Source organism: Dermacoccus sp. MPR-E5 (assembly GCF_058809565.1).
This window is the reverse complement of the sequence record NZ_JBXASS010000001.1, coordinates 98,399-116,898: the sequence shown is the minus strand read 5'-3', so window position 1 is coordinate 116,898 and position 18,500 is coordinate 98,399. Positions and strand designations below refer to the sequence as shown.

Annotated in this window: 12 protein-coding genes; 3 read left to right on the top strand and 9 right to left on the bottom strand. The window is 72.2% G+C overall.

What is annotated here, in order from left to right; genetic code table 11:
- Positions 1-58 precede the first annotated feature (58 nt).
- Positions 59-1,174, top strand: a complete 1,116-nt coding sequence (locus tag AC1RS9_RS00475) for an acyltransferase family protein (RefSeq protein WP_062258378.1) — start codon at positions 59-61, stop codon at positions 1,172-1,174.
- Here AC1RS9_RS00475 and AC1RS9_RS00470 read toward each other — a convergent pair.
- Genes AC1RS9_RS00470 through AC1RS9_RS00460 form a run of 3 tightly spaced genes read right to left on the bottom strand, consistent with a single transcriptional unit; the run spans position 1,113 to position 6,231 of the window.
- The gene (locus AC1RS9_RS00470; protein ID WP_492920146.1) at positions 1,113-4,658 is read right to left on the bottom strand and encodes an alpha-(1->3)-arabinofuranosyltransferase domain-containing protein; all 3,546 of its coding nucleotides are present in this window, start codon (positions 4,656-4,658) and stop codon (positions 1,113-1,115) included. The two genes, AC1RS9_RS00475 and AC1RS9_RS00470, sit on opposite strands and share 62 nt — an antisense overlap.
- On the bottom strand, positions 4,655-5,392 hold the full coding sequence (locus tag AC1RS9_RS00465) for a class I SAM-dependent methyltransferase (protein ID WP_006943303.1): 738 nt from the start codon (positions 5,390-5,392) through the stop codon (positions 4,655-4,657). The genes AC1RS9_RS00470 and AC1RS9_RS00465 overlap by 4 nt, the downstream gene beginning before the upstream one ends.
- Positions 5,389-6,231, bottom strand: coding sequence for a class I SAM-dependent methyltransferase (locus tag AC1RS9_RS00460; protein ID WP_074039408.1), 843 nt, complete (start codon positions 6,229-6,231; stop codon positions 5,389-5,391). Before AC1RS9_RS00460 ends, AC1RS9_RS00465 begins: the two co-directional genes overlap by 4 nt.
- An 86-nt stretch (positions 6,232-6,317) precedes the next feature.
- On the opposite strand from AC1RS9_RS00460, the gene AC1RS9_RS00455 reads away from it, so the two are divergent.
- Positions 6,318-7,553 carry a glycosyltransferase family 4 protein gene (locus AC1RS9_RS00455; protein WP_062258209.1) on the top strand — a complete coding sequence of 412 codons (1,236 nt, stop codon included), beginning with the start codon at positions 6,318-6,320 and terminating at the stop codon, positions 7,551-7,553.
- Positions 7,554-7,667: 114 nt separating this feature from the next.
- On the opposite strand, the gene AC1RS9_RS00450 is transcribed toward AC1RS9_RS00455, so the two are convergent.
- The 5 genes from AC1RS9_RS00450 to AC1RS9_RS00430 all read right to left on the bottom strand — a co-directional run bounded on the left by AC1RS9_RS00450 (position 7,668) and on the right by AC1RS9_RS00430 (position 16,009).
- Positions 7,668-7,817, bottom strand: a complete 150-nt coding sequence (locus tag AC1RS9_RS00450; RefSeq protein ID WP_156444985.1) for a hypothetical protein — start codon at positions 7,815-7,817, stop codon at positions 7,668-7,670.
- 87 nt (positions 7,818-7,904) lie between these two features.
- A complete protein-coding gene (locus AC1RS9_RS00445; protein ID WP_492920143.1) occupies positions 7,905-9,839 on the bottom strand; it encodes a hypothetical protein in 1,935 nt (644 codons plus the stop codon).
- A gap of 4 nt (positions 9,840-9,843) precedes the next feature.
- On the bottom strand, positions 9,844-10,917 hold the full coding sequence (locus tag AC1RS9_RS00440) for a glycosyltransferase (RefSeq protein WP_074045270.1): 1,074 nt from the start codon (positions 10,915-10,917) through the stop codon (positions 9,844-9,846).
- Positions 10,914-11,756, bottom strand: coding sequence for a glycosyltransferase family 2 protein (locus tag AC1RS9_RS00435; protein WP_492920140.1), 843 nt, complete (start codon positions 11,754-11,756; stop codon positions 10,914-10,916). The genes AC1RS9_RS00440 and AC1RS9_RS00435 overlap by 4 nt, the downstream gene beginning before the upstream one ends.
- A gap of 2 nt (positions 11,757-11,758) precedes the next feature.
- Entirely contained in the window at positions 11,759-16,009 is a 4,251-nt protein-coding gene (locus tag AC1RS9_RS00430) for an alpha-(1->3)-arabinofuranosyltransferase domain-containing protein (protein ID WP_492920138.1), read from the bottom strand.
- A 114-nt stretch (positions 16,010-16,123) separates the two neighbouring features.
- Here AC1RS9_RS00430 and AC1RS9_RS00425 point away from each other — a divergent pair, with 114 nt between their 5' ends.
- Positions 16,124-17,485 (top strand): lipopolysaccharide biosynthesis protein, encoded by a 1,362-nt coding sequence (locus AC1RS9_RS00425; protein WP_115296172.1) that lies wholly within the window; start codon positions 16,124-16,126, stop codon positions 17,483-17,485.
- A gap of 128 nt (positions 17,486-17,613) precedes the next feature.
- On the opposite strand, the gene AC1RS9_RS00420 is transcribed toward AC1RS9_RS00425, so the two are convergent.
- Entirely contained in the window at positions 17,614-18,486 is an 873-nt protein-coding gene (locus AC1RS9_RS00420; protein WP_115296171.1) for a class I SAM-dependent methyltransferase, read from the bottom strand.
- Positions 18,487-18,500 lie beyond the last annotated feature (14 nt).

Genomic DNA, 18,500 nt, shown 5'->3' with positions numbered 1-18,500 from the left:
CCATTCGATGATGCGTGCCGGACGCACGCTACCCGATGGTAGATGTGAGGGACGGCACATGCAGCGCATTCCATGGATCGATCCGCTGCGAGGCGTCGCTGCCGGGCTCGTCCTCGTCTCCCACGTCGCCTACTGGAGCGGCGGTTCGAGCATCGACGGCGTCGGGCGTCTGCTCGCCCGCGGTGACGTCGGCGTCGCCGTCTTCTTCGCCATATCGGCCTACCTGCTGACGCGTGGTGCGAGCGCGGGGGCGGCCCCGACGAGGCACTACTGGCGCAAGCGCGCCGCACGCATCCTGCCGGCCTATCTCGTCGCGCTCGCGGCGGTCGTCGTCGTCACGCTGGCGGTCGAACCGGGTGCGGTCGACGTGCGCTCGGTGCTGTCACACCTGACGCTGCTGCAGGGATACGCGGGCGAGTCGTTCCGTGGATTCACGCAGGCCTGGAGCATCACGACGGAGGTGACGTTCTACGCCCTCGTGCCGCTGATCTGCCGGTGGTTGCGCGGCTGTCGCCGTGATGGTCGCTCTCCGCTGCCGGTCCTGATGTTCGTCGCCGTCGCCGGTCTCGTCGTGCAGACACTCGCCGCCTCGAGCGGACGGGCGAACCTCGGGGCCGTCAGCACGAGCGTCATCGGACACGCCGCGTGGTTCGCCGTCGGTGTGGCGGCGGGGTGGGTGTTCACGGCCGACCCGACGACCGGCGGGTCAGGCCGCCGGGCGCGCATGGGGCTCGCGGTGCGTGAAGCGTCGCCGTCAGCACTGCTGGGATGGGCGGGCGTCACGTACGTCGCGGTGGCCACACCGCTCGGCGGGCCGATCCACCTCGAGACACCGACGCACGGGCAGGCGCTCGTCAAGGAACTCGCGTACGCGCTCATCGCGGCGTTGCTGCTCGGCGCGGCCGTCCGAGCGTCGGAAGACGAGACGTGGCCGACGCGCGCCGAGGCGCAGGCCCTGCTGAGCGGCGCGGGCGACGTCAGCTACGGCCTGTTCCTGTGGCATGTTCTCGTGCTGCAGGTGCTGTTCACGACCCTGCACCTGAGGCTGTTCCACGCGCCGTTCGCTCTCGTACTCATCGTGACGCTCGTCGTGTCACTCGCACTGGCGCGACTCAGTTGGCGCGTCGTCGAAGCACCCGCCATCCGCTGGGCACACTGCTTACCTCGAGGCTGAACACGACGAGCGCGAGCGCCGTCAGCACCTGGCCGGAGACCGCGCCGAGCGATCCGCGATCGACGACGCCGAGCGCCGCCATGATCGGGCCGACCGCGACCATGAGCGCGATGACGAGCACCCGCCGTCGACGCCGCGGCACGAAGCAAGCGACGAGGACGACGGGTATCGCCACCCATCCCAGGAGTGCCGCCGCGATGGCGGTGAGGACGGCAAGCGCGAGGGCGGCGCGGGGGCGCGAGGCCGGCACGGCAGATTCTGCGTGCGCTACGAGTGCCCGCGGTGTCTGCAGCGCGAAGTCGTCGGAGGCTGCCTGGCGGCGTATCGGCGCAGCGCGTCGCGATGACGCCGCGGCACACCACGTCGTGGCAATGAGCAGCACGAGGCACGCGAGTGCGCAGGCCGCACCGACGACGAGGCTGAGGCGGTGGAGGTGCTGCGGTGCGAAGACAAAGTGTTGTCCGTGGGCGGCGTGCTCGGCGCCCTGACGCCATCCGTCGAGGGTCACGAGGCGCGTGCTACCGGCGGTCATGCCAGATGCGGGGGTGGGCGATGCCGGGTCGAGAGCCCAACCGGCGTTGGCGCCCTGCGTCGAGGCGAGCGTCGGGTTGGCCGGCGTGTCCGTGCTCGAATCCGCACTGAGTCCGAGCTGGTCCCTGGCCGCCGCGGCGGCCGGAACAAGTGTCACACGTTCGACCTCAGGTGAAACCTTCAGGTTGGCCTCGCCGGCAGGCAGGGCCATCAACCTCGTTCTCCCTGCAGTATCGGCCCCTCCACCAGGTGTTCCGGCAGGCTGCCAGGCGCCGGATCCGGACCGCATCATGAGGGGCTCTCGCACCGATCCGGGCGCCACGCCAGCCTTGAACGTCAGCGTGACGATCATGGTCGCAGCACGCGAGACCGTGAATGCTCGCGTCCACGCACCGTCATTCTCCGACGCCAGCGCGTGACCGTCGAACCAGGGGTGCGTGCGCGTCACGACGACGCCGTTTCGGGTGCCATCGACGGTGCCCGGCAGGTGTACGACGCTGACGACGGGGCGGGTGGAGCGCACCTCGACCAGCCCGACGGCTGCATTCTTCGTGCCCGTCCCCGGCGCCGCGCGCGGGGTGACCGCGACCGCGCGCGTCCCGGCCGGCACGTCGATTCTCCAGGTGCTATCGGCGCCCTGCTGCGGCTTCACCGATCGCCCGTCGATGCGCACGTCGACGCTTGCCACCCGCGCGTCGCCCGTGGCCGCAGGGACGAGCGTCATCGTCTGAGCGGGGGCGCCGCCGTCCCACGTCACGCTCAGGGTGCCGGGCTGGTCGGCGCGCGTCAGCCAGCGCGTGGCGTCGGAGCCGTCGAACGCCGCGTCCGCAGACGTGCCCGGGCCGAGGTAGAGCGAGGCGAACGGGTCGGCGGTCGACGATGTCGCCTCGATGCGCGAGGCGCCGGTGACGCGGCGGACGCTGCTTCCTGCGTCACGGCCGGGGAAGTCGAGGTCGTGCGCGCCGACGCGCGTGGGCGCGGGGTCATCGGCGGTGAGGGCAGGCCCGAAGGCCCGTCCGACGACCTGGCCGTTGTTGTACGCGCGGCGTCGCACGTCGTCGGTGATCCACCCGTCGGCACGGCCCGTGACGAACGGGCGCCTCGCGCTGACGCCGACGCCGGCGAGCGTCAGCGTCGACTCCGGACCGCCGAGGACGGAGACCGCAGCGCCCGTAGTCGACGGTGTGGGGGCCAGGTCGAAGACGTCGTAGCGCGTGGCGCCGCTGCCGTGGACGCGATGGGCGCTCACTCCGTCGGCGTGTGTCAGGGCTGCGACGTACGCCTGCGGCGGTGACGTCTGCTGCGACGTGGAACTCCCCCAGCGCACGACGATGCGATGCACCCCCGCCCGTGCCGCCGCCTGCACGGCCTCGCTCGCCCGTCCCCGATCACTCGCCGAACCCGGCGCGAGGGCCGTGTCGACGGCATCGACGAGCCGCTGCGCACCCGGGTGGTAGAGCGGAGCCGAGGCGCGCACGACGATGGGCGACGCGGCGAACGCGGTGAGCGGTTCGTCGGTGGCGTTCCCCCAGTCCGCCTGGGCCGATCGCGTCGACGGCAGGACGAGACTTGATCCGCCGTCGCGGGCTGCCGCGTCGTCCACGTCTCGGGCGGTGGCGACGAGCGAGGCGGGCCACGCGCGCACGCCGTTCGCGTCACCGAGACGCCCGACGAGCAACGGTGCCAACGTGCCGACGAGGACGACGAGGATGCCGGCCCGCGCCACCCACGCGGTGCGTGCGGCGCGAGGGTGATCCGCACGAGTTTTCCTGAGCGCCAGCGCATCCCACGCCGCACCAACGCCGATGGCCAGGGGCAGTCTGGCGAGCGGGTCGAGCTTGTGAACGTTGCGCGCCGCAGCGAGCGGGCCGTCGAGCAGATCGCGCATCGGACCGGAGAACGGGCCACTCGGCGTGCCGGCGTACGGCAGGGCCATGCCCACGATGCCGCCCGCGAGCAGGATGACGCAGGCGACGCGGACGCGGCGCGCGGCGCGGATGACGTCATCCTGCGCGCCCCGCGAGGCACCACCGCGCGTCGTCATGAGCCCTGCGAGCGCGATGCCGGCGAGCGTCGAACCCGCGACGATGCTGAGGGTGCCCTGCGCGACGACCCACCCCGACTGCCAGATGGGGTGACCGTCGGCGTCGACGATGTAGGCGACCCAGTCGGACGCACCGCGCAGGATGGCGGGCAGCGTCGTCACGGCCGTCGTGATGCGCGCGGTCTCGATGAAGTCGAGGAACGGGTAGGCGTATCCGCCGAGGACGACGAGGGGCCCGAGCCACCAGGCGCTGCCGAGCGCGGCACCGATCACGTACGCGCCGACGAGGCGCCACTCGCGCGTCACGACGAGCGCGAACAATCCGGCGCCGAGGACGGCGACGAGCGACGCCGTCGCGTTGACGCCGCCGAGGCACGCGACGAGCACACCGGTGGACGCGAGCAACCTGATGTGGCGGCTGCTGCGCCATCCCCACCACACGGCGAGGACGAGCCACGGCAGCAGCATGCCCGGCCACGTCTCGACGCTGAGTTCCGACAGCAGCGTCAGCACGCGTGCGCTCAGCGCGTACGCGACACCGGTGACGCAGGCCGCCCCCGCGCTCAGCCCGGCGATGCGGCGCGCGACGAGGGCCGCGCCGAGAAAGCCGACGACGAGGATGAACGACCACCACGCGCGCTGCGCCGCCCAGCCGGGCACGCCGAGCGAGTGCAGGACGCCGAAGAACGGGCCCATCGGGAACAGGTAGCCGTAGGCCTGGTTCTGCAGTTCGCCGAAACCCGAGTGCGTCGACCACGCGTCGAGCGAGCGCGCGAGGTAACGCCACGGCGAGACGACGAGGTCGACCTTGGTGTCCGGCTGGATGACGCCCGGCTGCACGAGCCACGGCACGAACGCGAGGACCAATGCGACGCGCAGCGCGAGCAGCCGTGCGCGCGTCGCGTTCATCCGCGGCGCACGAGGACGAGCAGGTTCCACGTGACGATCTCGCGCAGCCCCGGCACCCGCAGGACGGCGCGGGCGGCATCCGGCCAGTAGCGGGGACGGGCGTCGATCAGCTCACCGCCGCGCTGCTCGACCGAGCGCGCCCAGGCGAGCCCCTGCGCGACGCTCACCCGGAAAAGGCTCTCGTCGACGAGGTTCTTCGGCGGGTGGCCGTGCCGACGCTCGTAGCGTCGCGCCGCCCGTTCGCCGCCGAGCCAGTGCCACGGCGACGTCTCGTGCCCACCCCACGGGCTCAACCAGTTCGTGTACGCGAGGAAAAGCACGCCCCCCGGCGCGAGCGCGTCGAGCAACGAATCGGCGACCGCTTCGGGGCGTCTCACGTGCTCCCACAGGTTCGAGCTGAACACGACGTCGAAGGTTCGTGGTGCGAACGGCAGGTGCTCCGCGTCCGCGACGACGCCGCCGTCACGCACCGAGGGGACGCTCGCGTCGGCGTCCAACGGCACATAGTGGGCGCCGGCCGCGAGGAAGGCGTCCGCGAACTCGGACGGGCCCGCGCCGACGTCGAGCACGCGCGCACCGTCGAGGTCGACGTGCTCGGCGAGGATCGCGATCGAGTCGTCGGCGAGAGCCGAGTAGAAGCGGTGCGGGTCGCTCTGCTCGACGAGGAACGCACGGAACAACCGGACGCTACGCCCGAGGCCCCGTCGCGTCGCGGCACCTGGGCGAGACGTCACTCCGGCCTCCGCGCGACGAGGTGCAGCGTCGGGCGCAGCCGGGGCACGAGCGCGCGTGCAGCGAGAGTCAGCGGCAGCGTCGCAGCGGTGAGAGCGAGCGTCGAGCGCTGCGCGAGAACCCCCTGCGGCCGCGGCGCAGGCCTTACGCGGCGGACGGCGCTCGCGGCGTCGTGGACGAGCGAATCGAGCGGCGGGCGACGGATCTCGACGTCGTCAAAGCCTGCCTCACACGCGGCGCGGATGAGGGAATCGGCGGTGAAGAAGCGCACGTGCGTCGGGTCCTCGAGCATCCACCAGCCGTCGCTCGCGAGGCGCAGGCCGGCCCAGTCGCCGGCCGGGGTGAAGAAGTGGGCGCTACCGCCGGGGCGCAGCAGTGTGTGCGTGCGGCGCAGCGTCTCGATCGGGTCGACGACGTGCTCGAGGACGTGGATGCCGTAGACGAGGTCGACGGGCGGCTCCCCCGCCGGCACCTCCTCGATACCGCAGGCGTGCAGGCGACCGTGCGCGACGACGACGGGGTCGACGTCCCGGTCGAGCTGATCCGGGTCGGCGCCCGCGACGCGCGCCCCCGCGTCATGGAAGGCGCGCAGCAATCCCCCGGCGCCGTATCCGATCTCGAAGACCGACGCGGGCGCGCCGTCGGCGACGAGGGCACGGTGGGTCAGGCGCAGGCGGGCCGCGTCGAGGGTCGGGTCACCGCCGTAGGCATGATCGCGGTGGCGCGCGGGCGCGCGATCGAGGTCGCGACGCAGGTGCCCGCAACGGGTGCAGGCGTCGAGGACGGAGCCTCCCAGGGGCAGATCCGTGCACGGACCACCGCACACTTCGCACGCGCTCATGGAAACGGGCCACCTGCCTTCCTCGACCCCGATACTCTAACGGGCGACCCGGAAGCAGGCAGCCGAACGGCGAGGAGAGCCACAGGATGCACGACGAGCGCGACGCCGAGCTTCTGCGCGTCCTCTATCTGTCGTGGCGCGACCGCGAGAACCCCGAGTCGGGCGGCTCGGAGGTGTTCGTCGAACGCACGAGCGAGGTGATGAGCGAGCTTGGCGCCGACGTCACGATCCACACGGCTCGTTTCCCCGGCGCCGCACGCCGCACGATGCATGGGGACGTCACCGTGATTCGCGCCGGCAACCGGTTCACCTGCTACGCCGCGGGGCTGTGGCACCTCGTGCGGCACCAGCGTGACTACGACGTCGTCATCGACGTGCAGAACGGCGTGCCGTTCTGGTCGCCGCTCGTCGCGCGCATCCCCGTCGTCGCCGTCGTCCACCACGTCCACCGCGACCAGTGGGCGAGCATCTTCAGCCCGCGCCTCGCAAGGTTCGGCTGGTTGCTCGAGTCACGCGTCGCGCCGTGGGTGTACCGGCGCTGCCGCTACATCACCGTCTCGAAGGCGAGCCGCAGCGAACTCGCGAGCCTCGGCGTCGACGCCGAGCGCATCGACCTCGTCTACTCCGGCAACGACCACCCGCGCGATCTCGAATCCTACGCCGACGTGCCCCGCAGCGCCGCGCCATCGCTCACCGTCCTCGGCCGGCTCGTGCCGCACAAGCAGGTCGAGATCGCCGTCGACACCCTCGCCGAACTGCGTGAGGAGTTCCCGGGCCTGCACCTCAATGTCGTCGGCTCGGGTTATTGGCAGCCGAACATCGAGCGCCATGCCCGTGAACGCGGCGTCGAGGACGCCGTCCACTTCCACGGGTTCGTCGACGAGGCGACGAAGCACACGCTGCTCGCTTCGTCCTGGGTCGTCATGATGCCTTCCTACAAGGAGGGGTGGGGCCTGACGATCGTCGAGGCCGGCCTGCACGGCACCCCGGCCGTCGCGTTCGCGCAAGCCGGAGGGCCGAGCGAGTCGATCCAGCACGGCTCGACGGGCGCGCTCGCCTCGACGACGGCGGAGATGATCGACGACGTGCGCGTGCTGCTGTCGCGCAACGACGTGCGTGAGGCCTATGGACGCAACGCTGTGACGTACGCGCGCTCGTTCAGCTGGGAATCGGCCGGCCGCAACGTGCACCACACGCTGCTCGACGTCCTCGGCCGCGCCGAGCGCGCACCCCAGCCGCCCGACACGCCCCTGCACGTGCGACGCCTGCGCGAGCTCGTCGCCGAACGCGATGCCCGCCGCGGCGCTGCCGAGCTGAGCTGACGGGCTGGCGCCGCCCGGCGCGGGCTGCCGCTGAGCCGAGTCAGGGCATGCGTGAGCGGGGAACGACCGTCGAGGTCGTTCCCCGCTCTCGTCTGAGATGAGGGAGCCGGAGGCTCAGCCGTCGTAGCTGATCTTCGACTGGTACTGCTGCGGCTGGCTCGAGTTCTGCGACTGGACGAGACCCCAGATCGCGAACAGAGCGAGCAGGAAGCCGACGACGGCTCCGATGATGTTGTACATCGTCTTGTTCGTGGATGCGCCCATGGGGTTGACCGCCTTCACCTTCGCTCGTGGTCAGCCGCCGCGCCACCGGGTGGCACGACGGAGCATCGCCGAGGCGACGCGTTTGGTTCAGCTTAGCCGCTCCGGCGCGCGGGTGCATCGCTTTCGACGCAAAACCCCGCCTCGGCTCGTACCCGCGACGACCACACCGGCGGTGATGATGCTCGTCACGAGGCCGATCGCGCGCCACCACGGCGTCGCCGGGCGAGGCGTCGCACCGGGGACGGACCACGTCGTGAGGTGCGAGACCGGCGGCGCGGCGGCGAGCGGCGTCGCCCCCGCGCGGCGGACGAGATCCGCGACGGCGGCGGCGTCCGGCTGGTCGGTCTGGACGATGACGCGGCTGACGCCGGCCCGAGCCATCGCGTCACGCAATTCGTCGGCCGAGCGGTGAACGAGAGCGCGACCGACGGCGGCGGCGTGCGGGTCCTCCCCCGCGACGACCCGCACGCCAGAGCCCTGACGCACGGCCAGCGCGTCGTCGGCGATGACGCGGCCGGTGAGCAAACGGTTCCAGGGGTCGAGGACGGTGCGCTCGCCGTTCCAGGCGTAGCGACGGTAGGTCGACCAGGGCAGGACGAGCGTCGCACCGTTGGTCCCGGCGTCGAGGTCGCGCGCGACCTGCGTCCACGGCGCGGGATAATCGACGCCGCGCCACTGTCCGCCGCGTGCCCACGCGAGGCCCGGCAGGAGCACGAGCGGGGCGACGATGCCGCCGATGAGGGCGACGGGCGCGAGGATGCTGCCGCGAGCGCGGCGCACCTCGGCGTCGATGAGCAGCCCCCAGCCGAGGGCCGCCGGGACGACCCAGAGGGCGACGAACTTCTGCCCGTCGCGCAGCAGCCCGCCGCCGGGCACGTGCAGGACGATCGCCGTCATGACGTCACGCAGCCCCGGCACGGTGCTCGCGCCCGCGAGGAACAGCCCCGTGACGGCGAGCGCCGTGATCGGCCCGCGACCGAGGCGCCGGGCGGCGATGACGCCGGCGACGCACACGAGGGCGGAGGCGAGCACGATGGGCGCTGAGCTGCGTTCGGCGAACCATGACGGCGCGTGCCAGATGCCGCCACCGCCGAGCAGGGACGTCCACACGGGCCCCGCGCCGTCGCTGCGGGCCGCGAACGCCTCGACGCCGGCCGCGTCGGCGGCGTCGCTCGGCGCGGCCGTGAGGAACGGCCACCACCACGAGGCGTTGAGGCCGACCCAGGCGAGCACCGTCAGCAACGTCGGGCGCCACCCGGCGCGCCATGCCAGCCGTCCCGCGCCGGGTGCGAACGTCACAGCGGCGAGGGCCAAGGCCACGAGGACGGCCCCCGTCGAACCGGACGCCGCCGACATGACGAGCGCGACGGCGACGCTGCGGCGGGCGTGCGTCGCATCGGCGTCGCGGTGAGCGACGCTCTCTCTGGCGCGGTACGTGTCGATCCAGGCGTCGACTTCTCCCGCCGAATCAGCGCGGCGAGCAGTCTCGGCCTCCGCGCGGCCGGCCGCGACGCCGTCCGACGAACGTGTGCGAGCGCGGCGCGCCTCGAGCGCCCCGACGATCGCCCACACGCACGCCGCGTAGCCCCAGAGGTACCCCCAGTGGCCGATCGCGAGACGCTCGGCGACCCACGGGTTCCAGGCGAGCAGGACGCTCGCGCACACGCGCGCGAGCACCGGCGCGCGCCATCGATCGACGCCTGCGCCGAGGGCGAGGAACGCCCCGAGCAGGATGATCTTCTGCGTGATGTCCCCGGGCAGGACGAGGTCGAGCAGTGCGACGATCGCGTCGTTCGGCACCGCGCGCGGCACCTGCCCGGCCGTACCGAGCGTCGTGTCCGACAACGGCAGGTGCGGGACGAACACCATGTCGTAGTGCAGCCAGAACCCGCGCGTCAGCAGCATCGGGCCGAGGATGACGGCGGCGCACACCGCGCTCGCGAGCATCCCGGCGTGACGGCCCGCCCAGCGCGTCGCGCCCCACGCAGCCCCGTGCGTCGCTCGCCGGCCGGACGTCGTCACGGCGTCACTCGAACTCGGCAAAGGCCTCGCCCATCTTCGCGCTCTGACGGCGGATGTCGTGCTCGGCGAGCATCCGCGCGCGGTTCGCCGCCGACGCCGCACGCGCGGCCGAGTCGTCGGTGAGGAAGTGCACGAGACCCTCGGCGAGCGCGTACGCGCCCGACTCCGTCAGCAGGTTGGGTGCGCGCACGGCTTCGTCATTGGTGCCGCACGCGGTCGTGACGACGGGCAACCCGCACGCCTGCGCCTCGAGGTAGGCGAGGCCGAGCTGTTCGGTCCACTTCCACGTCGGGCGCGGCGCCGTCGTGAAGACGCGCGCGGAGCGCAGCAGCTCGGCGACGCCGGGCGCGTCGAGTGATCCGGCGCGCACGACGGCGCCCGGTTCGGCCTGCTCGGCCTCCTCGACGAGCCCCGCGAGCGGCCCGTTACCGGCGACGACGAGTTGCGCGTCGGGCACGCGCCGGCGCACGAGGCGCATCGCGTCGAGGACGGTGTCGATGCCCTTGTTCGTCGAGAGCGGCGAGGTGAACACGACCCGCGGTCGGTCGGCGAGTTCGGCTGCGGGGCAAAACATTTCGACGTCGATGCCCGGCTTGACGACGCGAACACGCGACAGGTCGAATCCGTTGAGTGCGAGGTGGTCGCGCGCCGCGTCGACCATGCAGAGGATGAGGTCGGCGTCGCGGGTGCTCTCGAACGCCTGACGGTACGGCGGCAGCGCGTACAACGGTTGGCGCGGCAGGTTCTCCCACGTGATGACGGCCTGCCGCAGCCCGGGGCGGCGTCGGCGCCGCGCGCTGAGCTGGCCGGTGACGAGCGAGCACAGCTCGAGGCTCGCGACCCAGTCGGGGCGCGTCCGCTCGAGCTGTTCGTCGAGCCCCTGCGCCCACGCGAACGCGCCGGCCTCGATGAAGCGCGTCACGGGGCGACGGTACGTCGTCGGCATCCAGGTGAGGTCGCCGAACGGCTCCTCGCGCGCCATCGCCGTGACGTGTGTGCCCGGCATCCGCGACATCCAGTACAGCTCACGGCGCGGCCGCTGATCGGGCAGCGACAGCCACAGCAGCTCGCGGGTCATCGCGCGTGATCGCGCCGTGCGCTCGCCGCGCCGAGGGCGTAGCCGACGGCCTCCATCGCGCGCATGCCGACCATGCCGACCGCGTGCAGCGGGCGACGCGCGAGGTCGTCGCGGTGCGCCCAGTACGCCGTCAGCACGTCCCGGCCCTGCTGCCCGACGGCACCGTCGTGCTCGGCCGCGAACGCAAGGATGCTGCGCCCGTAGTAATAGCGCTTGGAGAAGACGTCGCGCAGCGTGAGGCGGCCCTCGTCGTGGTCGATGATGATGGGGGCGAGCTCGATCCGCTGACCCGCGCGGCGCATCTTGAGCCGCAGATCCGCGTCCTCCGGCCCCGACATCGCGAGGTGGAACTCGCCGTCGGTGCGCATGAAGTCACGCCGCAGCAGCCGCGGGTTGTGCAGCCACGGCTGGTCGAGGTAGCACTCGCGCTCCAGGGCCCGGCACGCCGTCCAGAAACCGTCGCCGATCGTGCGCTCGGGCAGCGCGACGCCGTCGGCGCCGGTGCGCTGCGCCGTGTCGAGGGCGACCTCGATCGCCCGCGGCGGAAGGATCATGTCGCTGTCGAGCCATACGATCCACGGCGTCTGCGCGGCCTCGATGCCGCGGTTGCGCTGCGCGGAACGTTCCGGCCCGCCCTCGAGGTACACATCGGCCCAGCGGCGCGCGATGTCCTTCGTCGCGTCCGTGCTGGCGTTGTCCACGACGATGAGCGTGACGCCCGGCTCGCTCTGCTCCTTGACCGAGCGCAGCGTCGCTTCGAGGGTGCGCTCGTTGTTGCGCGTGGGCACGATGACGCTGACACCACGCTCGAACATCGCGTCAGGGGTTCGCTCGTCCATCATCATCCTCGTTCTGCGATCGCCCGGTCGGTCGTGGCTGTCTTCGTGGCTGGGTCCGTGGCCGCCTCGGTGTGCGGCCCCGCGCGGTGGCTGCCGCCGCTGCGGCGTGCGGTTCGTGGCGCGTCGTGCTGACGCAACAACCCGATGAGCGCGATGACGAAGCCGGCGCCCGCGATGCGGTGCGGCCACATGTTCGCGGCGATGGCGTCGGCGCTCACCTGCCCGAGGCTCGGGTCGAGCAGGAGGAACGCCCCGACGCCTGCGAGCACGAGCAGCGCCCCCGCGACGACGAGATGACGCGAGCGCACCCGCGTCAGGCGCAGCGCCGCGACCGCGACGAGCGAGGCGACGAGGCCCGCGGCGCCGACGCCGAACGTCGCGGCGACGACGCATGCCACGTCGAGGCGCAGGTACTGAGCGTCGCTGCGCCGTGCGAGTGCGTCGGCGCGGCGCATGCTGCGCGTGTACGTCTCGCTGCGGTGCGGCACGGGCGCGCGCAGGCCGCCGCGTCGGGCGGCGACGATGACGATGGCGGCGATCGCCGCGAGCGTCAGCAGCGTGACGATCAGCGCCACGTTCGCCCAGCGCTGCGGCGCGAACCGCATCTCGACGGTGCCCTGCGCGCCGGCGGGCAGGATCCAGCCGGTGCTGTAGCCGTCGATCGTCGTCGGGGCGGGAAGCGCCTTGCCGTTGAGCGTCGCGCTCCAGCGTGCGTCGTAGCTCTGGCCGATGACGACGGCGCTCGGCGTCGCGCTCGATTCGAGACGGATCGTCTTGTGCGTCGGCGTGTCGTCGGTGACGCGGAACGCGGGCGCCGCGGGCACGCTCGTCGCCTGCTTGCGGTTGTCGCGCAGGTCGAGGGAGTCGAGGACGAACCCTGGGGCCTGCTCGATACGGCGATCGCCGGCGTCGAGCGTCACTGGCGTGCACGAGACCCAGCGCGTGCCTTCCTGCGAGGAGCGGGTGATCGTGTCGTCGTCGAGGCGCATCGGCACGGCGCGCCCGTCGATCGTCGCGACGTCGAGGCAGCGGTTCTTGCCGGGTGAGTCGAACGGGCCGAGGTCGGAGGTCTTCATCGACGCGCCCGTGTCGATGCGGGTGAACTCGGCGGGCGTCGCGAGCTCCGGGCCGTCGGAGGCGTCGATGACGACCCGCACGCGCGAGCCGCGGGTGCCGTCGGGCAGCGCGATGTGCGTGTCGCCGTTCTTGTTCACCGACGAGCTCGCGACCTTCTTGCCGTCGACGAGCACCGACACCTTCGTCGCCCACTGCGTGCGCTTCGCGTCGCCGAGCGTCGGTTTCTGCGTGAGGTCGACGCTGGTGATGTCGCGCGGCGCCGTCGTCAGCTGCCACCAGGCGCCCTTGGGCGAGGCTCCCCCGGGCACCCAGCCCGTGTCGCTCTTGCCGTCGGCCGCGGCCGAGGCACGGTACTGGCGTTTGTCGAACCACACGCCCGACGACGTCGCACGCACCGCGTCGCTGTACCCGGCGACCTCGTCGTAGATCTTCTCCAGGTCGTCGCCGTCGATCCGCACGCGGGCATCCCCGTTGAAGGTGCGGCCCTGCGGCAGGGAGACGACGCGGCGCAGCGCGATCTCGCTGTCGTCGGCGGCCGCGGGCGTGTTCTCGACGCGGCGCAGCAGGACGTCGAGGGGCGCGGACGAGAACGCCGAGCGGCCCGCGTCGTCGAGGCCTGTGTAGAGGCGTGTCAGCGTCGTCGGGGTGCGCGCGGCACGCGTCGCCTTTGGCCCCGGCAGGCCCAGTTCGGAGATGCCGACGAGGTTGAAGCCGTCGCCGCGGATGCTGTCGATGTGGACGCTGACGCGGTCCGCGCTCACGCCGCCCATGTGGAAGGTGGCCTTGCCCGAATCGGGGACGCGCACCGTGACGGAGCGGCCACCCGCCGTCATCGTCGCCTTGTCGATCTTGACGGGGCCGAGGTCGGGTTGGGCGATCGTGACGTCACCGAGCGTCTGGCTCGCGGGCAGGGTGAGGTCGAGGCGCTGACCGACGGCGCGGCGGAAGTCGCCGAAGCGCCAGCTCGTGTCGGGGTTGCCGTCGAACGCGTTCTCGGGCACCGCGTACGGCAGGTCGAAGAACGTGCCGCCGGAGGTGGTCGCGGTGACGAGCGTCCCGGAGCGCAGCAGCACCGTCTGATCGTCGGGCGAATCGCCGAGCGTGCGCGTCGTGCCGAGAGGGTCGCCCGCGGCGAGCAGCGCGCCGTTGCCCGCGGTGAGGCGCTGCGCGATGGCGGAGCGTCGCGCGTTCGTGTCGGTGATGACCAGGCGCCCCTTGGCCTGCAGCGCGCGCGTCAGGGCTGCGGCGTCGAGATCCTGCGCGTACTGCACGCTCGGTGACGTGCGCAGCAGCCCGGCGTTCACCATCTCGGGGAACGACCAGCCGTCACCCGCGACGACGAGGGAGTTCGCCATGCTCTGCGCCCGCACGGCCGTTCGCGGGTCACGCACGGTGTACAGCTGCACGGGGCGCAGGCTCGCCTCGTCGTACCCGGCGGGCGAGGCGACCGGCGACAGGACGTTCTGCCCGGGCTTGCCGAAGTTGCCGGAACCGAACAGGCCGGTGTCGGTGCCGATGAGGGCTTGGACGACGGCCGGGCGCGCTCCCCCGTCGTTCTCCCAGACGGTGTCGTGGCGCACGAGGACGTTGTCGGAGCCGAGGTAGCGCGCGAACGTCGACACCATGCCGCCCGACGCCGTACCGGACTGGACGGTGTCGTCGAGGGCCGCGAGGAAGTTGCCGCCGGGGGCGCTCGCGTTCGGTGTCGTCTCGGGGATGACGGCGTCGCGCTTCAGCAGGGAGTTCGTCAGGTCGTCGGGGCGCTGCACCGTCCAGCGGTACGTCGGGCGCGTCTGGCCCGGCAGGACGAGCGTCGAGGAGTGCGGGGCGCCGTCATCGGCGGCGCGGGCGGCGTCGTCCCAGTACGACGGGATGTCCATGCGCGAGATGTAGAGCCCGTTCGCCAGGGCCGGCAGCATCCAGGCGGCGACGACGATGCTCGCGAGCGCCGCGGCGATCGGCGCGAGACCGGAACGGCGGCGCACGAGACGCGTGAGATGGACGGCGCCGAACGCGAGGGCGACGGCGAACGACAGCGCGAGCAGCGCACCGATCTTGTTGGTCGTGCGGAAGGCGGCGAGCGGCGGGAACGCCAGCACGGCCTGGATGAGCCAACCCGCGGGACTCTCCGCATCGTTCTCACCCGGGAACAGCCCGACCATGACGACGGCCGCGATCGCCGCCGTCAGCGCCGCGGCGCGCCGCACCCCGGTGCGGGCCCAGCGCAGCGACACGAGCGCCAGCGCGGGCCACAGGGCCGTCAGGGCGATGACCCAGGGGCTCGTGATGTAGGCGGCGTTCTGCGGCACCCACGGTCCGGCGTCGCCGTGGCCGTACAGTGGCCACAGCCCGAGCCCGCGCAGCACCTCGGTGAACGAGGAGACCTTGTGGATGCCGTCGAGAGTTTCTGACGTGCCGACGATCTGGCTGCCGGTGGCGACGGCCGACATCGCCGGCACGAGCCAGTACAGCGACACGGCGATGACGAACAGCGCGCACTTCGCGGTGACGGCGGCGACCTCGCGCCAGGTGCGGTGCAGGTGCCAGCGCGCGACGGCGGCGATCGGGATGATGCCGAACAGCTGGAACAGCGGCACGACGGCGACGTTCATGCCGCTCATCGCGAAGAACGCGAGCCCGAACAGCGCCGGCCACGCCCAGGACGACGGCCGCTGCAGGGCGCGCAGGTAGCACAGCAGCAGCCATGGCAGGAACGCCATCGGCAGGGCGATGGCGAGCGTGTTGCCCGCGGCGATCGCGTACGGATTGGCGAGATAGAACACGGCTGCAGCGAGCCCGAGCCAGCGTGTCGAACGCGGCGCGACGGTGCGCGTCAGGCGCGCGGCACCCCAGGCCGCGACGAGCCACAGTGCGAGGTGGAAGACCTTGAACGTCCACTCCGGCGACAGCCCGATGCCGCGCAGCGCGGACAGCACGAGCAGGACGGGCACGAGCCCGACGTTGAAGTTCGCCGACCCCAGGTACGGCGACGCCGTCCACGACGACAGGTACCGGCCGACCATCTCCCACGGCGCGAGGTACACCTCGGGCTTGATGTCGGTGTTGAAGTGGCCGAGATCGTTGAGGAAGACGACGGCCGCGAGCACCACGGCGGCGACGGCACAGGCCACGGCGTAGGCATCGAGGCGTCCGCGGCGCAGGATGGGTCGTCGCACGAGCGTCCTTCCGGGCCTGGGCCGAGGGGGTTCACGGACGGTCGACCGTGAAGCACCTAATATAACCAGCAGGTAGCCCACGTCACACGGGCGTTCGGAAGAAGGGTCGTGCAGGTGAACGCCACATCCGCCGACGCGCGCCCGGCTCCGGCTCCCGACTCGACGCAGGCCACGTCGGAGGCACCGTCAGGGCGCGGCGGCGTCGTGCTGGCCGTCGCGATGGGTCTCGGCAACCTGCTCAGCTACGTCTTCGTCCTCATCCTCACGCGCGCGCTCGGGCCGGCCGGATTCGGCGCGTACTCGGCGCTCATCACCCTCGGCATCGTCCTCGTCATCCCCGCAGGCGCGCTGCAGGTCGTCATCGCGCGACGTTGGGCGCACCCGTCGCTGCGCTCGAGCGGGCTGGGGCTCGCCGCGCGGGTCGGCGTCGCGCTGAGCGTCGTCACGATGCTCGCCTCCCCCGGCGTCGACGCGCTGTTCCACCTCGGCGGCCTCGCGCCGACGATCGCGATGGCGTTCATGCTCCTGCCGATGACGCTGACGGGCGCCTACCAGGGCGTCCTGCTCGGCAGCGGCGCCATCGCCCGCCTCGCCGCGCTCTACGTCGTGACGGCGGCGACCCGCGTCGCCGGCGCGCTCGGGTGCGCGGCGGCGGGCGCGAACGTCACGGAGGTCTTCGTCGTCATGGCGCTCGCCGCGTGGTGCGCCGCCGCGTTCGGTTGGTGGGCGAGCCGTGATGCGCTCGTCGGCGTCGGCGCGGGCAGCGACGGGTTGGCGCGCGAGATGTGGCGCTCCAACTCGACGCTCGCCGCGTTCACGGCGCTGACGAACGTCGACGTCGTCCTCGTGCGTCACTTCCTCGCCCCCGAGACGTCCGGCGCCTACGGCCTCGCCTCGACGTTCGCGCGCGCCATGTGCTGGGGCACGCAGTTCCTCGCGCTGCTCATCGTGCCGCGCCTCGCCGCCTCGAGCGCCTCCGCATCTCCCGCCGATTCGGGTGGCGCTGATTCGGGTGGCGTCGCGTCCGGTGACACTGCAGGCGCGGCGAACGGCGCCCGCGCGTTGTGGCGGGCCGCCGGTTTCGTCCTCGCGCTCGGCGTGGTCGGCTGCGTCGTCGGGTCGCTGCTCGACGCTGACGCCGTGGTCGCCTCCGTCGGTGGCCACGCGTTCGACGGCAACGGCTCCCTCGTCATCGCGTGCCTCGCACTCGGCACCGTCTGGGCGCTCGCGCAGTTGTGGCTGTTCTCGCAGATGGCGGGCGACGACACGCGCCTCGGCATGCTGACGTGGGTCATGGTCGCCGTGGAACTCGTCGCCGGGTGGCTCTGGTGGCACGACAGCGTCTGGCAGATCGTGACGCTCGCCGCGGCCTGCGCGGGCGTCGTCGTCGTGGCCGGCGCGTGGCGCTCGCGCAGCACGCGCGTCACCCACGTCGAGGACGCCGAGGACCTGCTCGTGCTCGATCACACGAGCTGACCCCCGACGTCCTTCGACCTCAAGGTCGGCTCGCACCGCTCGAACCGGACCCATCCGCTCAGGCTGGTCGGCCTAGTCCTACCGCCCCCATCGGGGGGCCGGTTTCGCTCGGCGCGGCCCAACAGGGCTCAGTGCTGGTCAGTGCTCTTCTGGCCGTCGCTCTTCACACCGTCGTCACCGATCTGACGCGAGCGGCCGAGCAGCACCTTCGCGACGGCGGTGATCGGCCCGGGCACGACGCCGACGGCCTTCCACATCGCCGCGTTGAGGCGGTCCTGCACCGTCGTCTGGTAGCGGCGCAGCATCTCGTCCTGACGGCTGAGGCGCTTCGCGGTGCCGGGGCGGCGACGGAAGGTCAGCGCGTGCAGGCCGTTCGCCCAGCGTGGGTCGTCGGCGTGCGCGGCGTCCCACTGCTCGACGATCTCCCAGCCCGGGTGCTGCTTGAGGAACAGCCTGTGCGCCTTCTGCACGACCGGCCACGACGCGTCGTCGATGAGGACGAGCGCCTCGTCGGCGAGCAGCGGCTCGACGGCGGCGAGCGCGAGGTAGTGCGACAGCAGCGTGTGCTCACCGTCGTAGAAGTAGACCCCGACGGGGCGATCGAGCGCGTCGGGGCGCACCATGAGCTTGAAGCAGTCACCTTCGAGCAGCGTGACGTCGGCGTCCCCGGCGTGGGTCTCGAGGTTCGTCATGAGTTCGCGTCGCGCGAGTTCGCCCGCCATGCCGAACTCCATGAAGTTCTCCATCGCGACGAACGTCTTGTCCCCGTTGCCCTGCACGGCGGCGCAGATCGAGCGGCCCTTGAACGTGCCGACCTCGAGGTAGGCCTCGTCGGCGGGCATCGTCGCGGCGGCATGGTTGAGGACGGCGAGCTCGTTGGGCGCGGTGTACCCCGCGACCTCGTCGCACAGGGCCGACCAACGCGGGTCGATCGGGTCCGACGTCGCGGGCTCACCGGCGAACAGGGCCGGCAGGTCGCGGAAGAAGGTCGAGGTGTCCATGGCGTTCCGTCCGT